This window comes from Aeromonas sp. FDAARGOS 1407 (assembly GCF_019048725.1).
Lineage (GTDB): Bacteria > Pseudomonadota > Gammaproteobacteria > Enterobacterales > Aeromonadaceae > Aeromonas > Aeromonas enteropelogenes.
The window spans coordinates 348,006-366,534 of sequence record NZ_CP077399.1; the positions used below are offsets into that span (position 1 = coordinate 348,006).

Sequence of the window (18,529 nt, forward strand, 5' to 3'; positions counted from 1 at the left end):
TAGTAACTTCGAGGGTAATCAGGGTGGCCATGACGCAGACACCTTTCCTTGTGCGGCCCAGCTATCTCGCAAACGGAGATCTGTGGCTTTCCGAACCCGACTCACATCGGGAGTGGCTATGAAATTCATTGTGCCAAAGCACAATTATTAATCAACAATAATAATAAATGTATCAACAAGCTATCTTTTGCCCTTACAGGCATAATAAAAGACCACTAATTCTCGGCTATGCCGCACTTTATCTTGAGTGATTAATTCGAGTGATAATAAGCAGCGAAATGGGGCATGAAGAGGAAACAGCGTCGTCCCATTGCAAGGCGATATCTCGCCAATACCCCAAGGACGTTTTTAACCGGCAGTGGTTGCGGCCAGGCAACACAGGTCAGTAGCAAGGCGACAACAATAATTCAGTGAAAAGGCCTTGAACCCGCCATAGATGAATCTCAAAAATGGCGGAGGGGCCCATGGCCCCTCTCGCTTACTTGTCCTGCTGCGCCGCCCGCTTTCGCATCAGGCGGTACAACAACTTGTTGTATTTGGCCCAGGAGTGGATCAGCAGGAAGATGCCGAACAGCAGCGCCAGAAACAGCTGCCCTACCTCCACCATATCGAGCGAGCCGATGAAGTTTCCCTCTGCCCCCGTTTCCAGGTAGCTGAACCAGGGCTGCAGCACCAGAAACAGCCAGCCACTCCAGGTCACCAGCAGGATCAACATATCCCGCACGCGGTAACGCCAGCTACGCCGGGTGCCATTGCGGATGATCATCTCCTGCGCCAGCTTATGCTTTGTCACGGAACGACTCTCCTCTGTCGGGGCTTTCCCAGACCGCCAACTGACCACGACGGCGCAAAATGGCCTTGGGCACGGCGACGATCACAGTCACCAGATTGAGCAGCCAGTAGATCAGGGGATACCAGACACACCAGATGAAGCTGCGGGCCATGCTCTTGTCGTAGTGGCTGTCGATGAAGATGCTGACGGAGAACTGCAGCAGGCAGATGCCGGTCATCATCACACCTGTCCACTGGAACAGGTGCCCCCTTGCCAACCCCTCCAGCTCGGGGTTGAGCAGCCAGCTCACCGCCAGCATCAGCATGCTGTAACACCAGGCGACGCTGGAGAGATACTCCAGCAACAGCAGCCAGAAACGGCGATTGCGCCAACGCAGCGCCTGCAGGCCATAACGCAGAAACACCTCGGCTCCGCCCTGGGCCCAGCGCAACCGCTGCTTGTAGAGACCCCGCACCGTTTCGGGCATCAGCACCCAGCACAGCGCCTGGGGCTGGTAGTGGATGAGCCAGCCCGCGAGCTGCAGCTTCCAGCTGATGTCGATATCCTCGGTCACCATGTCGGTGCTCCAGCCGCCGACTGCCTCCACCGCCGACTTGCGAAACGCCACCACCACGCCGGAGACGGTGAAGACGGTGCCATAGATGCGCTGGGCTCGCTTGATGAGGCCTATGATGGAGCTGAACTCCCCGGTCTGGATCTTGCCGATGATGGTGGAGCGGGTGCGCACCCTGGGGTTGCCGGTGACGGCGCCGACCTTGGGACTGTCGAGAAAATGCTTCACCATCCAGCGAGCAGCTTCATGGTCGAGCACCGCATCGCCATCGATGCCGATCAGTATTTCCCCTTTGGCCAGTGCCAATCCGTTGTTGAGGGCCATGGCCTTGCCCTGGTTGGGCTGATGCAGCACTGTGAGGCGCTCATCTTGCCTGGCCAGCCGATCCAGCCGTTCGCCAGTGTCATCCTTGCTGCCGTCATTGATGGCCAGCACCTCGAAGTCGGGATAACGCTGGCGCAGCAGGTGACCTATGGTCTCCTCCACATTGGCCCCCTCGTTGTAGCAGGGCACCATCAGGGTCACCTTGGGATAACGGGGCAACTCGAGCCCCTCCCTGGCCAGGGCGATATCCCGCCGCTCCCACTGGAAGTAGTAGTAGAGACCGCCACAGATCCACACCAGCGCCATCACGCTCGGATAGGCCAGGGTGAACATGGCGATGCCCGTCAGCAGATCACTCACCGTGTCACCTCCGTGGTCGCTGCCCCCTGGCGGATTGAGCCGCCTTGTGCGCCCCCCTGCAATTCAGGTTGTGGCTGTGTCTGTACCGAAAAGACGGGCCTTAGCACGGCGGGATCCGGCTGGTTGTTGTGAAAATCATCCGGGTAGTAACCGAAGTTGTTCACTCCCTTGCTTTGGATGATCTGCATCCAGCGCGCCAGTTCGGCGTCGGGTATGGGCTGTTCGGTGCGCCAGTTGCGACTCTGCAGCTCGAATACCAGGCGCTCGGCCGGCACCTGGGCCAGTGAATCCTCCGCCAGTCTGGCCAGCCACTCGTCCGGATTTTTCGCCTGCTCCATGTAGGGCATGGCCATCACGGCGGTATAGTCGTAGGCCTTGGCAAACGCGGCCATGCTCTGGGCAAACCACTGCTGGGACTCGGGCTCGGTCACCAGGGTCGCGTAGATGTTGCGGGCAGTCTTGAGGCCATCCGCGCCCCCCTGACGGTAACGGGCGGCGGCATCACGCAGCTCCATGGTGAAATCGATCAGCAGGTCGGTCTTGCGCTCTCCCTGTGCCTGCAGTGCCTCTGGGGTGCGCTCCAGGGGGAAGGGGCCTTCGTAGTCGCTGAGGAAGGCGTCATCGTGGAACAGCAGGCCATCGAACTTGGTGTAGAAACCGAGATCCTCGTAGATATCCAGCAGGATCCGACGGCTGGCCGGATCCCAGGGAGAGAGGCGCAGATACTGCCCCTGGGCGGGTTTACCGGTGCGGCTGTCGGCCACATAGGTATGGTTCGGCCCCATGTCGTAGGCCATCACCGGCATCCAGGCATACACCTTGACCCCGGCCCGGGTCTTGAGCTGCCAGGCCACCCGGTTGAACAGATCCGCCTTGACCGGCATATGGCGATTGGGGAAGTAGAGCGCCTCCGCCACCCCATCACCGTTGTCATCGGCATAGGCCTGCAGATAGACGGTGGTGATGCCGTAGCCCTTGATCCTGTCCAGCAACATGTCGATGTTCTTGTTCATCTGGCGGGGATCCGGGTCATAGACATAATCCAGATCCACGTGTACCAGCCGCTCCACCTGCCGCTCCCAGGTGTTGCCTCCCATGATCTCGTCCAGGGTCTCGAGGCTGGTGTCCTCATCCAGCAGATAGCGACGCACGGTGCTGCCCGTGTCGTTCACCTTGTTGAGTCCTTCGGCCAGGGTGAAGGTGTAGGGCATGCCCGCCTCCCGGGCCAGATCCAGCGTCGTCTCGTTGAAGGCGCCATAGGGCCAGACCATGATGCGCGGCGCCTGCCCCGTCTGCTGCTTCAACTGGCGAGCCGATGCGTCGAAGTCGGCCTTCACCCGCGCCCGGTAATCGGCCATGGACTCGTAACCGGCCTGGCTCCAGCCCGCAGTGGTCACCGCCGGTTGCACGTTGCCTTGCGGGTTGGCCAGCAGCCCGTAATGGGAAGCGAAGGTGTGGGAGGCGATCTCCACCAGCCCGGAGGCCTGCATCTCGCGGATCTGCGGCCAGTTGACGAAATAGCTGCGGGGCAGTTTGTCGTTGCCATAAGAGACCATCTGGTCATCCGCCACCTCCAGCCAGCTGCCCACCAGCGCAAAAACGGCCGGATAGTTGTAAAGCTTGAGCAGGGGGTAAACCAGACGGTAGAAGCTCTCATAGCCATCGTCGAAGCTGAGCAGGATCGCCTTGTCCGGCAGCGGCGCCTTGCCCGCCCTGGCGTCCAGCACCTGCTGGAAGCTGACCGGATGGTAGCCCTGCTGCTTGATCCAGTTGAAGTGGCGGATCAGGGTGTCGCGCCGGATCGTCTGGGGATAGAGCTTGAGGTTGGGGGTCAGCTTGAGATCGACGATGTCGTGATAGCAGAGCACCACGTAATCATCCGGTTTGCGGGCCGCTTGGGTGAGACCGGGCAGCAGGGTCAACAACAGAAAAAAAGGAGCAAGCCAGCGTCTCATCACATGAAACTCCATTGCAGATTGGCGAAGACAAAATTCCCATACTCGCGGTTGCCGTCGTAGACGGCCTGACGACGGCCCAGACCATAGCCAAGGCTCAGCGCAGGACTGAGCACCCAATCATGGCGATAGCTGAGCTGCCAGCCCTGATCGCTGCCATAGCCCTCCTGCCAGTAGTGATTGCCGCTCATGGTGAGGCTTTGCAGCAGGGAGCGACGGCCATCCAGCGGCAAGCGGTAGCGCGCCGCCAGTTCCAGCTCCAGATTGCGATCGCTCAAGGGGTTGAAGTAGTCCGCGTCCACCTCCTCGTTGCGGGAGGTGGCGGCCCGCAGGGTACTGTCAAACCACCAGCGATCCCGGCGCCAGAGATCCTGACGCAGCCAGCCGGAGGCAGTGAGCCGCCGGTTGCCATCGTCGATGTCCATCCGTTCGAGACGCAGGCCGCCCTCACGGGTTTCGTCCTGGCGCCAGCCAAGATCCAGCAGGTATTGATCGGCGTAGTGGCCCCGCGCCAGGGCTCGCAGCGGGGTGTCGGCACTGTTGAGATTGACGGCGGCCCCCAGTTGCCACTGATCGTCCAGCCGCCAGTCGAGACGGCTCCACAGGTAGCCCTTGTGGTTGAGCTCGCTGCCCGTGCCCCCTTCCAGGGTCAGCAGCAGCGGATAGAAGGAGAGTTCGGCCCCGACCCCGGTGTAGGCGGCTCTCTCCCCTTGCTCCTCATAGTCGCCAAAACTGCCCTGACGACGAACAAACATACGATCACCACCATCACTGCGGCCACTATAGAGACGGCTGTCATAACGCCAGTCGCGGCTGGCCTGCACCGAGCCTCCTTCATTGCGGCCATGGGTCAGCTCGGTCGTGAGCATGGGGGCCTGCTCCAGAGCCAGCCGTTGTTGCAGCTCCTGACGATCCCGGGTCAGGTTGCCAAGGGCTCGCACCGCTTGTGGCGTCTGCTGCCACTCCCCCCGATCGAGCCGGGCATTGAGGCGACCCGGCTCGGCCTGCACAGTGCGTCCGGTGGGCAACCAGCGCATCGCCTCCCTGTAGGCCTGTTCGGCCCCGTCAGGATGACTGCGCCAGCGCCGGATATCCCCCAGTTGCAACCAGAGCCAGGGGTTGGCCGGTGCGGTTTTCAACCAGGATTCCAGCTCTGCCTCCGCCTCCCCGGCCTGACCACGCCAGGCCTGCAGCAGGGTTCGCAGTTGCAGCAGCTTCTCGTAGTCATCGTTGGCCATGCGCTGGTTGCCGGTAAAATCCCAGCGGGTCGCCGGTTCCTGCCAGCCCGCCAGCAGCGCCTGGGCGGCCTCGTAACGTTCCGCATCCGAATAGGCGTAGAAACGCTTCTCCAGCAATGTCTTGTCTCTGGCCCGTTCGGGAGTGGCCAGCCGGTCATAAAGCGCAGATGCCTCCGTCGCCCGCCCCAGCCCGGCCAGGGCATCGGCGCGCGCTTCGAGCAGATAATCCGGCAATGGCCCTTCTGCCTGCAAAGTGGCGGACTCCTTTTCTGCCCGGGCAAACTCGCCGAGGGCAACCAGGGTCACCACCCGATCCCGCCGGGTGCTGAGGTAGAGCACATGCTCGCGGGGAGCGCGTGCCAGGATCTTGTCTTGCAGCGCCAGGACCTGGGTCAGAGAGGTACGAACCTGGGCGGGATCCTCGATCTTGGACGACATCCGCAGCAGGTTGACGGCCTGATAGTAATCGAGCCAGAGCCTGTCGACCGGCTTGAACAGCGAGGGATAACGGGCCATCAATTCGCCGGCCGCAGGCCCGGCCCCCAGCCCGACCGCCACCCGATAGAGCGCCAGCACCTGCTCGGCATTATCCGGCTCAAGTTCCAACCACTGCTGATGCACCAGCAGTTCGCCCATGGCATCTTCCCGCTGACGGGCCGCGTAGAGACGGGCATCGAGAATGGCGCGATCACGGCCGAAGCGCTGTTCGTACTCGCTGGCCGCCTGACGGGCCAACGTCTGGTTGCCCTGATCGCTGGCGGTGAGAAACAGCCCGAGCCAGCCGTTGGGATTGGCGGGGACGCGCCCCTGCAGGACACGGTAGTAGCTGATGGCTTCCGGATAACGCTTCTCGTCCCGGGCGGCGCGAGCCACCTCTTCCAGCGTCTTGTTCGAAATGGGACTGAACTCGCAAGGTGTGCAGGCAGCCAGCGCCCCCTTGCGATCGCCATGCCAAAGCTGCACCGCGATCAGATCGTCGAGCACCTTGCCATCATTTGTCTGTCGATAAAGGGCATCCAGCCCCGCTATGGCAGCCTCAAGCTCCCCCGCCCTGGCCTTGATGACCCAGGCTTCGCGGGCGTTGTCCACCCCACCGGCCCATGCCAACGACGGCAGCAGCACCAGTAACCAAAAGATGCGATTCATTCGCAACATACCACCCATAACAAACGCGGGTCGTATCGTCCTTGAACTCCCACACGGATATACACACGCGTCCGCTCCTGCCCGATGGGCAAGATGGCTTCCTGACCTGTGTGCTGATTTGAGGGTGAAAGGTGGGCAGCAAGACCGGCACCTTTCCTATGTGCGGCCCAGCCATCTCCGGGAGGAGACCTGTAACTTTCCGAACCCGATTCACATCGGGAGTGGCGAGGACGACAATTTTGATTCTGTAGAGAATTTAGTCAATCCGGGGGTGTAACGAATTTATGCTCATCGACGAGTCGTGGAGACATGCAAAACCACAGAATTCAGGAGGGAAAATAGAATTGGAGGAGGCAATTGATGTGCCAATTATAAGGGTTTTGGGGCTCATTCCCCTTTTATCATCACACTCACCAAATCGATCGTTTTCTCCGATGGCAGAAAGCGGGTCAAAATCAACACTGCGACACAATCTGTCGCAACTGACAATGCGCGTAATAATTATCCCTTGCCTCGCTGGCCAACCTTCCATTTTCACCAGCAATATTGGGTGCCAAACAGGGCAGTAAACGCAGGCACAAGCATCGTATGGTCGCCATGCCCCCCAGGTTCAAGAGATGAAACAGCCTCTCCCGACCATCGCTCATCTTTCCATGTGCCAGTTCCGCCGGGCGGCGCCCGCTCCTCTCAGGACGTCAGAGCCCAACTTGACAGACAGAGGCAGCGTCAACCACACGGCTTCTGTCTGTCAAAACGGCTCTCGCCTCAACGCATATCGGACAGACCGGGCAGATAGCGTAGCGAGAAAAACCAGCGCAGGCTGCCACACCGGACAGGTGCCGCCCAGAGGGCTCTTTGTTGGGCCTCGTCAAGGGGCTCGGCACGGAAGGTGGTGCCGCCGGCTTGCTGCACGAACAGTTCATGGATCAGGCCAGACACCCGACCTGCACAAGGGGCCAGGGCGCTCAGATACAGTTCCCGTTCGGGCTGGCTCAAGACACCTGTGCCACTCCCATCCTGTACCACGAGGCTCACTCCCGCCCCTGCCAGACGGCTCAGGAACGCCTGATAGGCTTGCGGACTCATCTTGCCGGTGAAGAAGGTACTGGCATAGACGGGGACGGGGGCCAGTTCGCGCAAGGAGTTGACCGAACTGGCCAGATGGCTGGCCAGCAGCGCTTGCCGCTGCGGTTCACGCCAGTTGAGATCGTCCAGCTCGGCCGGCAGATACCAGCCTGCAATACTCCCCTCACCCAGGCGTTTGCGCCACTCTTTCGCCAGGCGGAGGTTATGACGCTCCTGCTGGTCGAGATAGCGAGCGAGAGAACCGGCGCTTTGATCCTGACGTTGAAAAAACGCAGGATCGGCGTAGAGCCCCATAACCAGCCTCAGGCCAGCCGACCGGGCTCGCTGGAGCCGGGCCGCCAGCCAATCGCTCTCCTCCGGTTTTGCAAAGGCATCACCGTAGCGGGTCCACTGCACGACGAGCGTATCGAATCCCTCCCGTTTCACCTGTGCCACTATCTCGTCCCAGCGCGCTTCGCCGAGGGCGGCGTCCCGCAACTGGGGCTGATAGAAGATCCCCTGACTCACCTGCCCCACCTGACCCCCATGGGCAGGCAGCACAATCCCCAACAGAATGAGGGCCAACCCCTTGATCCAATGTCTCATTACCATCTCACTCCCATGGTCATCATCAGGGTGTCTTTGTCATACTCTCTGCCCGACTTGATCTCCCTGATGACGGGATCACTCTTCAACCGACGCTGATATTCAACACCCAGACTCAGTTTGTGGGGCCAGGCGTCGTAGCGGGTCTCGCCGAACCAGTGATTCCAGCGTATCCCTACCCCTCCCATCAGCAGGCTGTAATCGTCGGAGCCGGCGCTGAATTGCTCCAGCGTGCCTTTATCGTTGTAGTAATCACGGTCCGGGCTCTTGTCGTTCCAGTACTGACGCCCCTGCACATGGGCATAGGGCTCCAGCGTGTCGCCCCGCCGGATCTTGTGGTGGTAGCTGAGCCGGTAATCCGCGACCAGGCTGGTCTGCTGTGAACGCAGGTAACGGGCCGCATCCAGATAGAGGTTCTGGGCCCACCAGCCGCTCTCGCCGACCTGCCACTCATCACTGTACTTGCCATCGTTCAGGAAGGAGGCGCTGGCCCGGATCAGGGTGTCGTGCTCACCGCCCTGACTGCTGTTGAGCGGAAGCAGCTCTTCGGCCGCGAAGAAGATCGTCTGGCTTCTGAATGGTTTCCAGCGCAGCCCTACCCCCAGGGTGGGATCCCGGAAATCAAGCGGGTTGCTGCCGGTCTTCTCCACATAGGTGCCGTCTTCGGGCAATCCTTCATTGGGGTGATAGATCCGCTTGCCCTGGCTGCTGCCATAGAGACGGCCATAGAGGGAGAGGGTCTTGCCATCGCGGATGGGCTCTTCTCCCAAACGGTACTCCACCTCGGCCTGGGCATAGCTCTGGGCAACCGAGTTGCCCCCGATGCCACTCACCGTGCCCTGGCCAGTCCCTGTCCAGGCATCGAAACTGTAGGTCCAGCGCCGCCCCAGATCTTCATGCAACCGTCGCAGGTCGTAACGCAACTGCGCCGGTTGCTCACCATCGATAGCCTTGGTGGCGTACTCACGCGCCTTCTGGTTGTGTGCCAGAGACTGATTGATATAAACCAGCTGCTCGGCCAGCTCGGTATCCCCTGTCCGATAGATGGATTCCAGCCAGTCGCTGGCCGCCTGCTTCTCGCCATTGTTCAGCAGGGCATAACCGTAGGCGAGCTGGTATTCCCGATTATCCGGCTCAAGGTGGTTTGCTCTGTACAGAGCCATGCTCGCCTGTGCCGTCTGTCCGAGCGCCTGATGATGCTGCGCCAACTGTGCATAGTCGGCTGCCTGCGGCGCCAGGGCAATGGCCCGCTCCAGGCTGGCAATGGCGGGTCCATCCTGCTGGGTTCTGGCCAGAGCGCGCCAATATTCAGCATCCTGAGGCAACCCGGATTGCAGGTATTGCTCCAGCCACCGCCGAGCCTGAACCAGGTCTCCTGCATCCAGGGCAGAGCGTATCGCCGCCATCTGCTCTTGCTGCTCAGGGGCCAGCGTGACCTGCTGCCAGGCCTTGAGCGCCGCATCATAATGGCGGTTTTCATACGCCTGATAGGCAAACTGGCGCACATCGCCGGGCAGCCCGAAACTGGCGGCGCGGGAGAAGGCATATTCGGCCAGACCCGGCTTGTGCTGGCGATAGCAGCCGCCAAGCGCCCGCCAGCTGTCGGCATCATAACGAGCCGAGAGATCCCCCAGCACACGTATCACTCCCTCACACTGCCCCGACTGTGCCAGCAGACTGGCCTGCAGACTGCGCAGCCCAGGTTCGGGGAGCGGCTCGGACAGGCGCTCGGGCAAGGCGCCTGCTCCGGTTTCCCCTTGCAACAGGGTCAGACGCCGGATCAGAGTCTCGCGCCCCGCCAGGCTTGCCCCCTGATAGGGCCAGTAATCGATGAGCAGATCACGGCTCGCCGCCAGCAAGCCGACCTGTTGCAGCCGGTAACTGACCAGTTCCAGCTGCACCATGGGCTGCCGGGAGCCTTGGATCAACCGGCGACCATCTCTGGCCAGCTTGTCCCATTGGCGCTGATGCAGGGCCGATTCGAATGCCAGCTCGGCGCTGTTGTATGCGGGAGTGCTGGCCAACAGACGATCCAGCTGCGCCCAGCGCCCCTCCCGGCGCAGCACGGGCACCATCAAGCCGGCATAGAAGCCCTGGTTTTCGGCAAATTGCAGTGCCTCGTCGCCCTTCAGAGTGCCGTTACTGGCGGCCAGTTGCAGCCACTCTCGCTCCTGGGCGGCCTTGGCAAAATGCGGGGCATGCGCCTGCTGATAACGCTTCAAGGCCGCCCCCCCTTGCTCCTTGCCCAGCGCCAGTGCGATGGCCAGATCCAGCTCGCCATCCTGGCTCGGCAGACGGCTGCGCAGCGCAACCGCTTGTGCCACATCGCCTTGTGCCAGCGACATGTTCAGCCACTGCTTCAACTCCCCCCGGTTCAATTTGCCAGCCTTATCGAACCAGGCAAACTGCCCGGCCGCCAGCGTCCAGTTACGTTCACCCAGCGATCGTTGCAGCAAGTCATGACGCAGGCTCAATCCCTGGGGAGTGGCCGCCAGCTCGGGATCGTCCAGCGCGGTGGCCAGCCCCTGCAGATCCGTATCCAGCAGATCACGCTCGGCCCGGGCAACCTTGCATTCAAGCAGGTTGCAGGCTGGATCCAGCGGATCCTTGCGCTGCAGCCCCTCGGAGAAAGCGAGCAGCCCGACATCAACGGGCGTGATGGCCAACTGCTGGTTGACCAGCGCCGCAGCCTGCTTGTCCTGACCAAAATGTTCATAGGCACGCGCCAGATAGAGCGCGATGACGGGGTTTTCAGGTTGCAGCTTGCGGGCCTGCTCGAACTCGGCGATGGCACGATCACGATGCCCCCGTTCCATGGCCGAAAATCCCTTCTGCAGATGGGGATAGAGCACGAAGCGTTGGTAGCTGCTCACTCCGGGCCCCAATTCATAGTCGTGCTGGGCCGCCATGACTCCCTGACCGAATAGCAAACCGGACAGGAGCAATAATTCGGGACGCATCAGATCGCCTCCTCCTGCTGCCGTGCCAACCAGGTTCCATTCGCCCCGGCCTCCCGCAGCAAGTCATGCAGATTCAATTGATAAGTGCCTTGCAGCACCAGAGCCTGGGCCAGTACCTGTTCACTGATCACTTCCTGCTCAACCAGAAAGCTGGCGAGCGTCTTTTCACTTCGCTCGTGCCGCAACAGCAGGGAACGCAGGGCGGCTTCGTCTATGTGACCAAGGGTGACCAAGAGTTCGGGCAGCATCACCTGGCTGGCCAGATATTTGTTCCAGATAGAAGTAGATTGCGCTTCAGCAATCTGGCCATCGGTCAGTGCGCGTTGCAGCAATGCCCGGGGATCGCCCTCCTGGCCACGGGCGTACCAGTGGCGAAGCCCCACTGAGACCTCTCCCTTGCAGGCAATCACATAGGTGACGGGCGAACGGAGTTTGCGAGAAAGGGCGCCAAGAGAAACGGGGTCAAGGTAAGTTTCACATGCCAGCACCAACACTCCGTCTTCGATGCGCAGCGGCAGCACGCCATAATGCATGGCGACGTTGGGCGGCACTCTGTGCAACGTCTCCCGCTCCAGGCCATAGGCATCGATATGCTCCCAGCTCACCCCGCTCTGCTCGGCCACGCCGGCAGCCAGCTGCTCCCTGGTGATCAGCCCCTGCTGTACCAGGTTGCTGCCCAGGCGCAGACCGGGCTGTCTGTCCAGCAACACCTGATCCAGCTGCTCTCTGGTCAACACCCCCTGATCTATCAATATCTGGCCAAGCGGTCGCCGGGCCCGGTTTTCTTCTCCCAGACTGGGAAAATCATGGGTCGTCTTGTCCCAGGCAACCCGGCGCGGATCCCCCTGGGCAATGATCTGCGAGAGCGCCCGCCAGTTGGCCATGAAGTTGATGATGTTGCCCCAGAACAGGCGCGGAATGGACATCAGCCCCTGCACCATGCCGTAGTAGCGGGTCACGAAGATCAGCCGTTGCAACATGCGATTAATCATCAGGAACAAATTGATCCAGAGCAGGGTGACCAGCCAGGCATCCCCCTCGAAGATGGAGAGAAAGTAATAGGGATCCGGAGCCAGCCACTGGTAGAGCACGAGTGCCAGCAGTTGCAGCAGAATTAGGCTGGCGGTGAAGCTGAGGAAGTTGGTCAGGGCCCCCTTGCGATCCCGCCACAGGAAGTAGTTCAGCTTCCAGTTGCTACTCCATTTGTGTGTCTTGAAGCCTTGATAGACGATGCCGATGATCCAGCGCGACTTCTGGCGAACCGCCGTCTGGAAGGTATCGGGAAAATACTCCCGCACGCAGATGACATTGGTATCCCGCTCATACATGCCAAACCGCCAACGTTGATTCGGAGTACTTCTGGCTTCACGGATAACGGGGAAGCGAACGAAGATCTCTTCCATTCCCTTCTCCTTGAGCCGGAAACCTATGTCGTAGTCTTCCGTCAGACTCTGCACATCGAAAGCGATACCGTCCCCGTCTTCCAGGAGCGCGATGACGGCGCGACGGCTGAAACAGGTGCCGACTCCGGCGCTCGGCACCTGGCCGGACACCGCCTCGCGCACCGGAACATCCTTGCTGTGCAGTTCGGCAAATTCGTCCAGGTAGTGCAGGCTGGTGAAGTTGTACCAGCTGCGCTCGAAGGGATAGACGGGGATCTGGATCAGATCCTTGCGACCCACCAGATAGTTGAACAGCCTCAGCTCCATGTCCGAGATGACATCTTCGGCATCATGCAGGATGAAACCGACAAAGGAGAGATTGGCCTTGCGCTCGAACTGGAAGATGGCATCCAGCACATTGTTGAGGCAATCCGCCTTGCTGGTCGGCCCGGGACGGGCACACACCACCTTGTGCACATTGGGGAAGCGGGCACAGACCTCGTCCACATCCTTCTGGGTATCGGGATCATTGGGATAGGTGCCGACGAAGATCTGATAGTTCTCATGTAAGTATTCACCGGAACAGTATTGACACAGGAAAAATGAGACGATCGTCTCTTGATCCCACTTTCCTGCTTGCTTGATCCTGCTCCTTAGATACGCTCCCCCCATGAGCAAAAACACCATGCATTCCGCGGGAATGCCCACCACTCTGGAGCAGGCCAACGAGCTGATTTATAAGCTCCTCGACCGCATCGCCGAGCTGGAGGACCGCCTCAATCAGCACAGCGGCAACTCCTCCAAGCCGCCTTCCAGCGACGGCCCCGGTGCACCGCCGCCGGCCCGCAAGCGTCCGGCGTCCGGCAAGCAACGGGGGGCGCAGCCCGGTCACAAGGGACATCGCCGCGAGCGGCATCCGCTTGATGCCCGCCTGACCCTGGTCCCGCATTACCCTGCCGCCGATTGCGCTTGCTGTGGCGGGGACATGGTGGCCCATGCCAAACCCTATCAGGTTCATCAGGTGTTCGAGCTGCCCGAGGTGAGCTATCTCGTCACCGAACACCAACTGTATCGTGCGACCTGCTCACGGTGTATCGGCACGACCCAGGCCGCACTGCCAGACAACGTCAGCAGCAGCCAGATGGGGGCCAATCTGCTCAGCTACATCGCGCTGCAAAGCGGCCAGTTTCACCAGAGCGTCAGCCAGATACAGCAGCAGCTCAAACAGCATTTCGGCCTGAGTTTTAGCCGGGGCGCCATCAGTGAGGCGCAGGGGCGGGTGAGTGCCATGCTCACCCCGACCTACCAGGCCATCAAGCAGCAGGTGCAGACGGCCACCCACGTTCATGCCGATGAGACCCGGCATCAGCGGGGTGGAGAGCGCCGCTGGATGTGGCTGGCGCTGAGCAAGATAGCCGTCTGCTTCATGACGGCCTATGGCCGTGGTCAGGAGGCGGCCAAGCGGCTGCTGGGCGCCGAGTTTGACGGGGTGCTGGTGACCGACCAGTACGCCGGCTACCGGTTTATCGACGCCGACCAGCGGCAACTGTGCTGGGCCCACGTGGCCCGCAATCTCGTGGCCATCGCCGAGAGTAGCGAGCAGTGCAACCAGCCCATCGGTGCCCGGTTGGTCTTGCTGGCGGATGCGGTGTTTCGTACCCGGCACCGTTGGGAAAGCGGTGCGTTGAGCAAGCAGAAATACCTGCGCAGGCTCGCGCGTTACCGGCAAAGCTGGCGAAGCCAGTTGGAGCGCGGCGCCCTGTTGTGCAGCAAACGCTACCGTGGACGATGCCAGTTGCTGCTGCGGGATGACGAGATGCTGTGGCGGTTTATGACTGACGACGAAATAGCGCTGACCAACAACGAGGCGGAGCGGGCGCTGCGTGGCTATGTGCTCTGGCGCAAGGGTAGCTACGGCGTGTGGTCTCACCGGGGCGAGCTGTTTCGCCAGCGCATCCTGTCGTTGGTGGAGACCGGCAAGCGATTGGGCCGCTGCCCACAGGAGTGGTTGAGGGCCGTGGTCAGGGCGTGCATCGAGAAGACAGATTATCCCATCCCGGCAGAACTGATGCCGTCAACCCCGTCCTGGTGAATAGATACGTTCTCATAATCGAAACGGGTCGCCGCCAGCTCGGCCATCTGGCCGATGACGCCCGTTTCGTGCCAGGCTGGCACCATGATGGCAAGAGGCTGCTCTTCCCGCTCGTACAATGCCTGATAATTCAGGCGATCATGCTGGCGATAAACGGTCAGGCGCCGCCAGGCATTTCGCAGCCAGTAGACGATATCGATGAAGAGATCATCGATCCCGCTCACCAGCATGGCGATCGCCACCACGATGGCGATCAGCTTCAGACCATAGAGATAGGTGGCAAAGCCATCCACCAACCAATATTCCGGCATCGTGATTACCTCAGCAAGGCATCAGCCATGATGGCGACGATGCGGGCACAGGCCTGACCATCCCCGAACGGATTGGCCATTACCCGCGGGGCGAAATCACCCGCTTGCCACAACTCGCTGACCCGTTGGACGATGCGTTCCTCATCCGTCCCCATCAATTGGGCGTAACCGGACTCCACCGCCTCGGGCCGTTCTGTCTCCTCGCGCAGCACCAGCAGGGGAACACCATAGGTGGGTGCCTCTTCCTGCAGACCTCCCGAATCCGTCATCACCAGCCAGGCATCGGCGATGGCCTGCTGCATGGCCAGATAGTCGAGGGGCTCGGTCAGGGTGACATTGGGCAGGTGCCCAAGCAGCGGGTAGACAGCCTGCTTGATGACGGGGTTGAGATGCACCGGGAAAAGCACTCGCATATCGGGATTGGCCGTGGCAAGACGCGCGATGGCACGACAGATCCCCGCGACTTCATCACCCCAGTTTTCCCGCCTGTGCACCGTCACCAGCAGATGCCCCGGCTGCGCATCGCTGCGCTTGATGCCATGGTGCTCTCCAACCCACAGTTGGGCGTCGATAACGGTATTGCCAGTGACATGTACTTGCTCTGCCGGTACCTGCTCGGCCAGCAGACAGTCACGCGCACGCGCCGTCGGCGCCAGGTGCAATTGGGCGATGCGTCCAATCATCTGGCGCAGCCCCTCTTCCGGGAAAGGGCGATCGAGACGATAGGTTCGCAGTCCCGCCTCCACATGGGCAACAGGCACCTGATGATAGAAGCCGGTCAGCGCACCGAGGAAGGCACTCTCGGTATCACCCTGCACGACCACCATGTCCCAAGACTCCTGATCCATCAGCCCTTCCAGCTGGGCCCGGCAGCCCTGGCTGAATTCAAAGAGGCTCGCTCCCTGACGTACCAAAGACCAGTCTGGCCGGATACTGAAACAGTCGAGCAACTGGGTCGCCATGCTGTCATGCTGCCCGGTATGCACCCACTTCACATCCGCCCAGGCTGAATGCCGCAGGGCATGATAGAGAGGGGCCAGTTTGATTATTTCCGGCCGGGTACCCGATACCATCATGATCTTCTTCATCACAACATGCTCCATTCAGGGAATCGATCTCCTGGCAAACGTTTTACGAGCCAACATAAAGAGGCGTACGCATGCTGCAGGAAAAATGCAATAGATAACAAATCACTGGAGAGAATAAGAAAGCAGAAGAAAGAACATCTCCTGCAGATCATCGCCGGCGAATATCCAGAGGCAACGACACATCCTGATGCGTATGCTGATTGCATCATCCGTGTTTGCGCGGCCCGGGATTAGATGCGCACCATCATGAACAGATGGTGAACATTCTCAGATATGGGAGGCGATATGTCTGACCCTCGTCGCAGGCAATCCAGCCATCTCGCAAGGGAGATCTGTGATTTTCCGAGCCCGGCTCACACCGAGGGTGGCTCGTTCATAATCTGCCTGTTAGCCCAACTCGTCCACAATTAAAATGTAACGATTCAATAAAAAGTGTAAATTTCATTCGAATCCCAACCAGCTCCCCAATGACGGCATGATGAGGCGCTTCCCAATCTGCCTGGCTGTCCCCCTTTGAGGCTTCCTGAATATGCTGACAGCAGACACCTAACCACACCTTCCGATGACGGATTGCATACCCAGGCCCATAAAAAGAGCCCCTTGCGGGGCTCGTGACATTCGTTATGTCAGGTGACAACACCGGCTACACCAGCGATGGCTGACTCCCGGTTGCCAGACGGTGGATCCAGGCCTCGAAATCGGCCAGCATGCGTGCCTCTGACTCGCTGTTGTCGGCGATGAGCTCGGCGCCGTGTACCACCCGGATGTGAGCGTCTAGCGGCATTCCTTCCCCCGCCGGCGGACGTTGCTGTGCCGCATCCATACACTCCTGCGCCTGCTGCCACGCCTCGGCCACGCTCCGGTTGCACGCCTCGGCCAGCGGCGCCGCGCTAAAGCCCTCGCCGGTGAGGCTGCGCAGCGTCTCATCATGGCTCTTGCCGTTGCCCGGTCCCCAGTAGTGGGCGGCCAGATCCGGTCCGATGCGCGGGTTGTCGGTGAGATAGCCGTCGCGCTTGAGGAAGTAGGCGCGGGTCTGCTCCACCGCCATCAGCGCCAACAGGTAGCCGTGATAGGCGCAGGCCGACTCCTGGTTCAGGAGGTGCGGAATGGCCAAGAGCGGGCGCGGGCTCTCTACTCCCAGGATCTTGCGCTCCCACTGGCGGGCCAGCGCCAGCACGGCGGCCGGGTTGCGATCGCCATCGGCCATGGCGTAGAGATCCCGTTCGAAGTAGGCCACCAGCGCGATCTGGCGCTCGTTGAAGGCACGAAACGGCTGGCGCGCCTCGATCATCGCCTTGATAAGCGCGTCGGGAATCGCCTCCCCCTCCGCATTTCTGGCGTAGCGCTTGAGCCAGTCCGCGTCATCCAGCAGGCTGTCGCAGAACATGGACTGGGTCTCGGCATAGGCCATGGAGGTGGGCGGGAACTCCTGGGAGAAACAGGGGGCGTTGCCGGTGACGTTGGCAAAGTGCGCCGCGTGGCCGCCCTCGTGGAACAGGGTGTTGAGCCCGCTCCAGCCGCTGCCCACCTGGGCCGGGTTGGCCAGGCTGGTGAAATTCACCACCGCCGATACCCACTCCCCCTCCTGCCAGAAGCTCGGCACCGGGCCGTGACAGAAGCCGTTTTCGTATTTCCCCTCCCGGGTCAGCAGATCCAGGGTGAGGGTAGCGCCGCGGTACTGGATGCCGAGGCGGCGGAAGCTCTCGACCCAATCCTTCAGCGCCCGGGAGAAGGGCACATAGGGATCGAGCTGGCGGGTCACGTCACCGCTCACGCTATAACGCAGGTTGTGGGGCAGCAGGGCCTCCTCCCCCTTGGCCGCCTTCAGCTCGGCCAGGCTCTGGTGCAGCCGCTGTTCGGTGCGGGCGATAAAATCATCGAGGATGGCGAAGAGCTGCTCCGGGCTCATCTGCTCATTCTTGTGCACCTTGTAGTCGAAGTAGTCGCGATAGCCCATGGCGCGGGCGAAGCGGTTGCGCAGCGCGACTATCTCCAGATAGCCGTTGTCGACCACCCACTGCTCCAGGGTGTGAAACATGGCGAGCGCGCTCTGGCGTACCGCTGCATCGGCGCTGGCGGCCAGCGCCGTGCTGGCGGCGGGCAGGCTGCCTGCCACCTGGCGGCCCTGCTCGTCCAGCAAGGTCAGCTTCAACCCCTTGCGGCGGGCAAACAACGCGGCCTCGGCAGCCACCAGCTCATCCATCAGGGCCGCAGCCTGAGGATCTTCGATGACGTTGCACTCGAAAAAGGCGAGCCAGCCCTTGAGCCCCCGCTTGAGATCTTCTTCTTGTGCCAGTGCGAGCATCTCGCGCAACTCGGGCAACCGTGCCGGATTGGCACAAAAGCCCTTGTAAGCCTGCTCGGCGGCGGTGAAGCCGGCCTGATCGTCGCTGGTGCCCATGTAGGTGGACCAGAAGAGATCCTCCTTGCGCCTGTGCACCTGCAGGTAGTCGGCGTTGAGCTGGTTGAAGTAATTCCTGGCAATGGAACTCATAAATTCCCTCTTTTTAATGGGGTCACCCGCACGGGGCCCACTCCTTATTGGTGAAATGCCATCTCATTCATTTGTGTTGGCAAATAATGCGCCGGGATGCGCATAAACAAGCTACCAAAAAGTGGGGAGAGCTGTCTGCTGACTATACTGTTGTTGAAATAC

Annotated in this window: 11 protein-coding genes and 1 riboswitch; of the genes, 1 reads left to right on the top strand and 10 read right to left on the bottom strand. The window is 60.9% G+C overall.

Annotated elements, in window-relative coordinates; genetic code table 11:
- Positions 1-48 precede the first annotated feature (48 nt).
- Positions 49-127, bottom strand: a riboswitch (cyclic di-GMP riboswitch).
- A gap of 351 nt (positions 128-478) precedes the next feature.
- The 7 genes from I6L37_RS01695 to I6L37_RS01725 form a co-directional block, all read right to left on the bottom strand.
- Entirely contained in the window at positions 479-793 is a 315-nt protein-coding gene (locus I6L37_RS01695) for a hypothetical protein (RefSeq protein WP_026458228.1), read from the bottom strand.
- Positions 780-2,030: a poly-beta-1,6-N-acetyl-D-glucosamine synthase gene (gene pgaC / locus I6L37_RS01700; RefSeq protein WP_216993118.1), complete on the bottom strand. Its 1,251-nt coding sequence runs from the start codon at positions 2,028-2,030 to the stop codon at positions 780-782. The genes I6L37_RS01695 and pgaC overlap by 14 nt, the downstream gene beginning before the upstream one ends.
- Positions 2,027-3,985, bottom strand: a complete 1,959-nt coding sequence (gene pgaB / locus I6L37_RS01705) for a poly-beta-1,6-N-acetyl-D-glucosamine N-deacetylase PgaB (RefSeq protein WP_254203534.1) — start codon at positions 3,983-3,985, stop codon at positions 2,027-2,029. The genes pgaC and pgaB overlap by 4 nt, the downstream gene beginning before the upstream one ends.
- Positions 3,985-6,369, bottom strand: coding sequence for a poly-beta-1,6 N-acetyl-D-glucosamine export porin PgaA (gene pgaA, locus I6L37_RS01710; RefSeq protein WP_254203535.1), 2,385 nt, complete (start codon positions 6,367-6,369; stop codon positions 3,985-3,987). The genes pgaB and pgaA overlap by 1 nt, the downstream gene beginning before the upstream one ends.
- A 765-nt stretch (positions 6,370-7,134) precedes the next feature.
- Positions 7,135-8,040: a DUF4434 domain-containing protein gene (locus tag I6L37_RS01715; RefSeq protein ID WP_216993120.1), complete on the bottom strand. Its 906-nt coding sequence runs from the start codon at positions 8,038-8,040 to the stop codon at positions 7,135-7,137.
- Positions 8,040-11,000: a tetratricopeptide repeat protein gene (locus tag I6L37_RS01720; RefSeq protein ID WP_216993121.1), complete on the bottom strand. Its 2,961-nt coding sequence runs from the start codon at positions 10,998-11,000 to the stop codon at positions 8,040-8,042. Before I6L37_RS01720 ends, I6L37_RS01715 begins: the two co-directional genes overlap by 1 nt.
- Entirely contained in the window at positions 11,000-13,069 is a 2,070-nt protein-coding gene (locus I6L37_RS01725; RefSeq protein ID WP_216993122.1) for a glycosyl transferase family protein, read from the bottom strand. The genes I6L37_RS01720 and I6L37_RS01725 overlap by 1 nt, the downstream gene beginning before the upstream one ends.
- On the opposite strand from I6L37_RS01725, the gene I6L37_RS01730 reads away from it, so the two are divergent.
- Entirely contained in the window at positions 13,053-14,474 is a 1,422-nt protein-coding gene (locus tag I6L37_RS01730) for an IS66-like element ISKpn15 family transposase (protein WP_032495448.1), read from the top strand. The two genes, I6L37_RS01725 and I6L37_RS01730, sit on opposite strands and share 17 nt — an antisense overlap.
- On the opposite strand, the gene I6L37_RS01735 is transcribed toward I6L37_RS01730, so the two are convergent.
- From I6L37_RS01735 to I6L37_RS01745, 3 genes are all read right to left on the bottom strand, one after another.
- Positions 14,429-14,785 (bottom strand): hypothetical protein, encoded by a 357-nt coding sequence (locus I6L37_RS01735; protein WP_216993123.1) that lies wholly within the window; start codon positions 14,783-14,785, stop codon positions 14,429-14,431. The genes I6L37_RS01730 and I6L37_RS01735 overlap by 46 nt on opposite strands.
- 5 nt (positions 14,786-14,790) lie before the next feature.
- Complete coding sequence (wecB, locus tag I6L37_RS01740) at positions 14,791-15,873, bottom strand: non-hydrolyzing UDP-N-acetylglucosamine 2-epimerase (RefSeq protein WP_254203569.1); 1,083 nt, start codon at positions 15,871-15,873, stop codon at positions 14,791-14,793.
- 643 nt (positions 15,874-16,516) lie between these two features.
- Entirely contained in the window at positions 16,517-18,367 is a 1,851-nt protein-coding gene (locus I6L37_RS01745; protein ID WP_216993125.1) for a M3 family metallopeptidase, read from the bottom strand.
- Positions 18,368-18,529: the final 162 nt, after the last annotated feature.

Coding starts and splice junctions, on each gene's coding strand:
- pgaB (WP_254203534.1), bottom strand. CDS start 3,985: ATGAGACGCTGGCTTGCTCCTTTTTTTCTGTTGTTGACCCTGCTGCCC.
- pgaA (WP_254203535.1), bottom strand. CDS start 6,369: ATGAATCGCATCTTTTGGTTACTGGTGCTGCTGCCGTCGTTGGCATGG.
- I6L37_RS01715 (WP_216993120.1), bottom strand. CDS start 8,040: ATGAGACATTGGATCAAGGGGTTGGCCCTCATTCTGTTGGGGATTGTG.
- I6L37_RS01720 (WP_216993121.1), bottom strand. CDS start 11,000: ATGCGTCCCGAATTATTGCTCCTGTCCGGTTTGCTATTCGGTCAGGGA.
- I6L37_RS01730 (WP_032495448.1), top strand. CDS start 13,053: ATGAGCAAAAACACCATGCATTCCGCGGGAATGCCCACCACTCTGGAG.
- I6L37_RS01725 (WP_216993122.1), bottom strand. CDS start 13,069: ATGGTGTTTTTGCTCATGGGGGGAGCGTATCTAAGGAGCAGGATCAAG.
- I6L37_RS01735 (WP_216993123.1), bottom strand. CDS start 14,785: ATGCCGGAATATTGGTTGGTGGATGGCTTTGCCACCTATCTCTATGGT.
- wecB (WP_254203569.1), bottom strand. CDS start 15,873: ATGAAGAAGATCATGATGGTATCGGGTACCCGGCCGGAAATAATCAAA.
- I6L37_RS01745 (WP_216993125.1), bottom strand. CDS start 18,367: ATGAGTTCCATTGCCAGGAATTACTTCAACCAGCTCAACGCCGACTAC.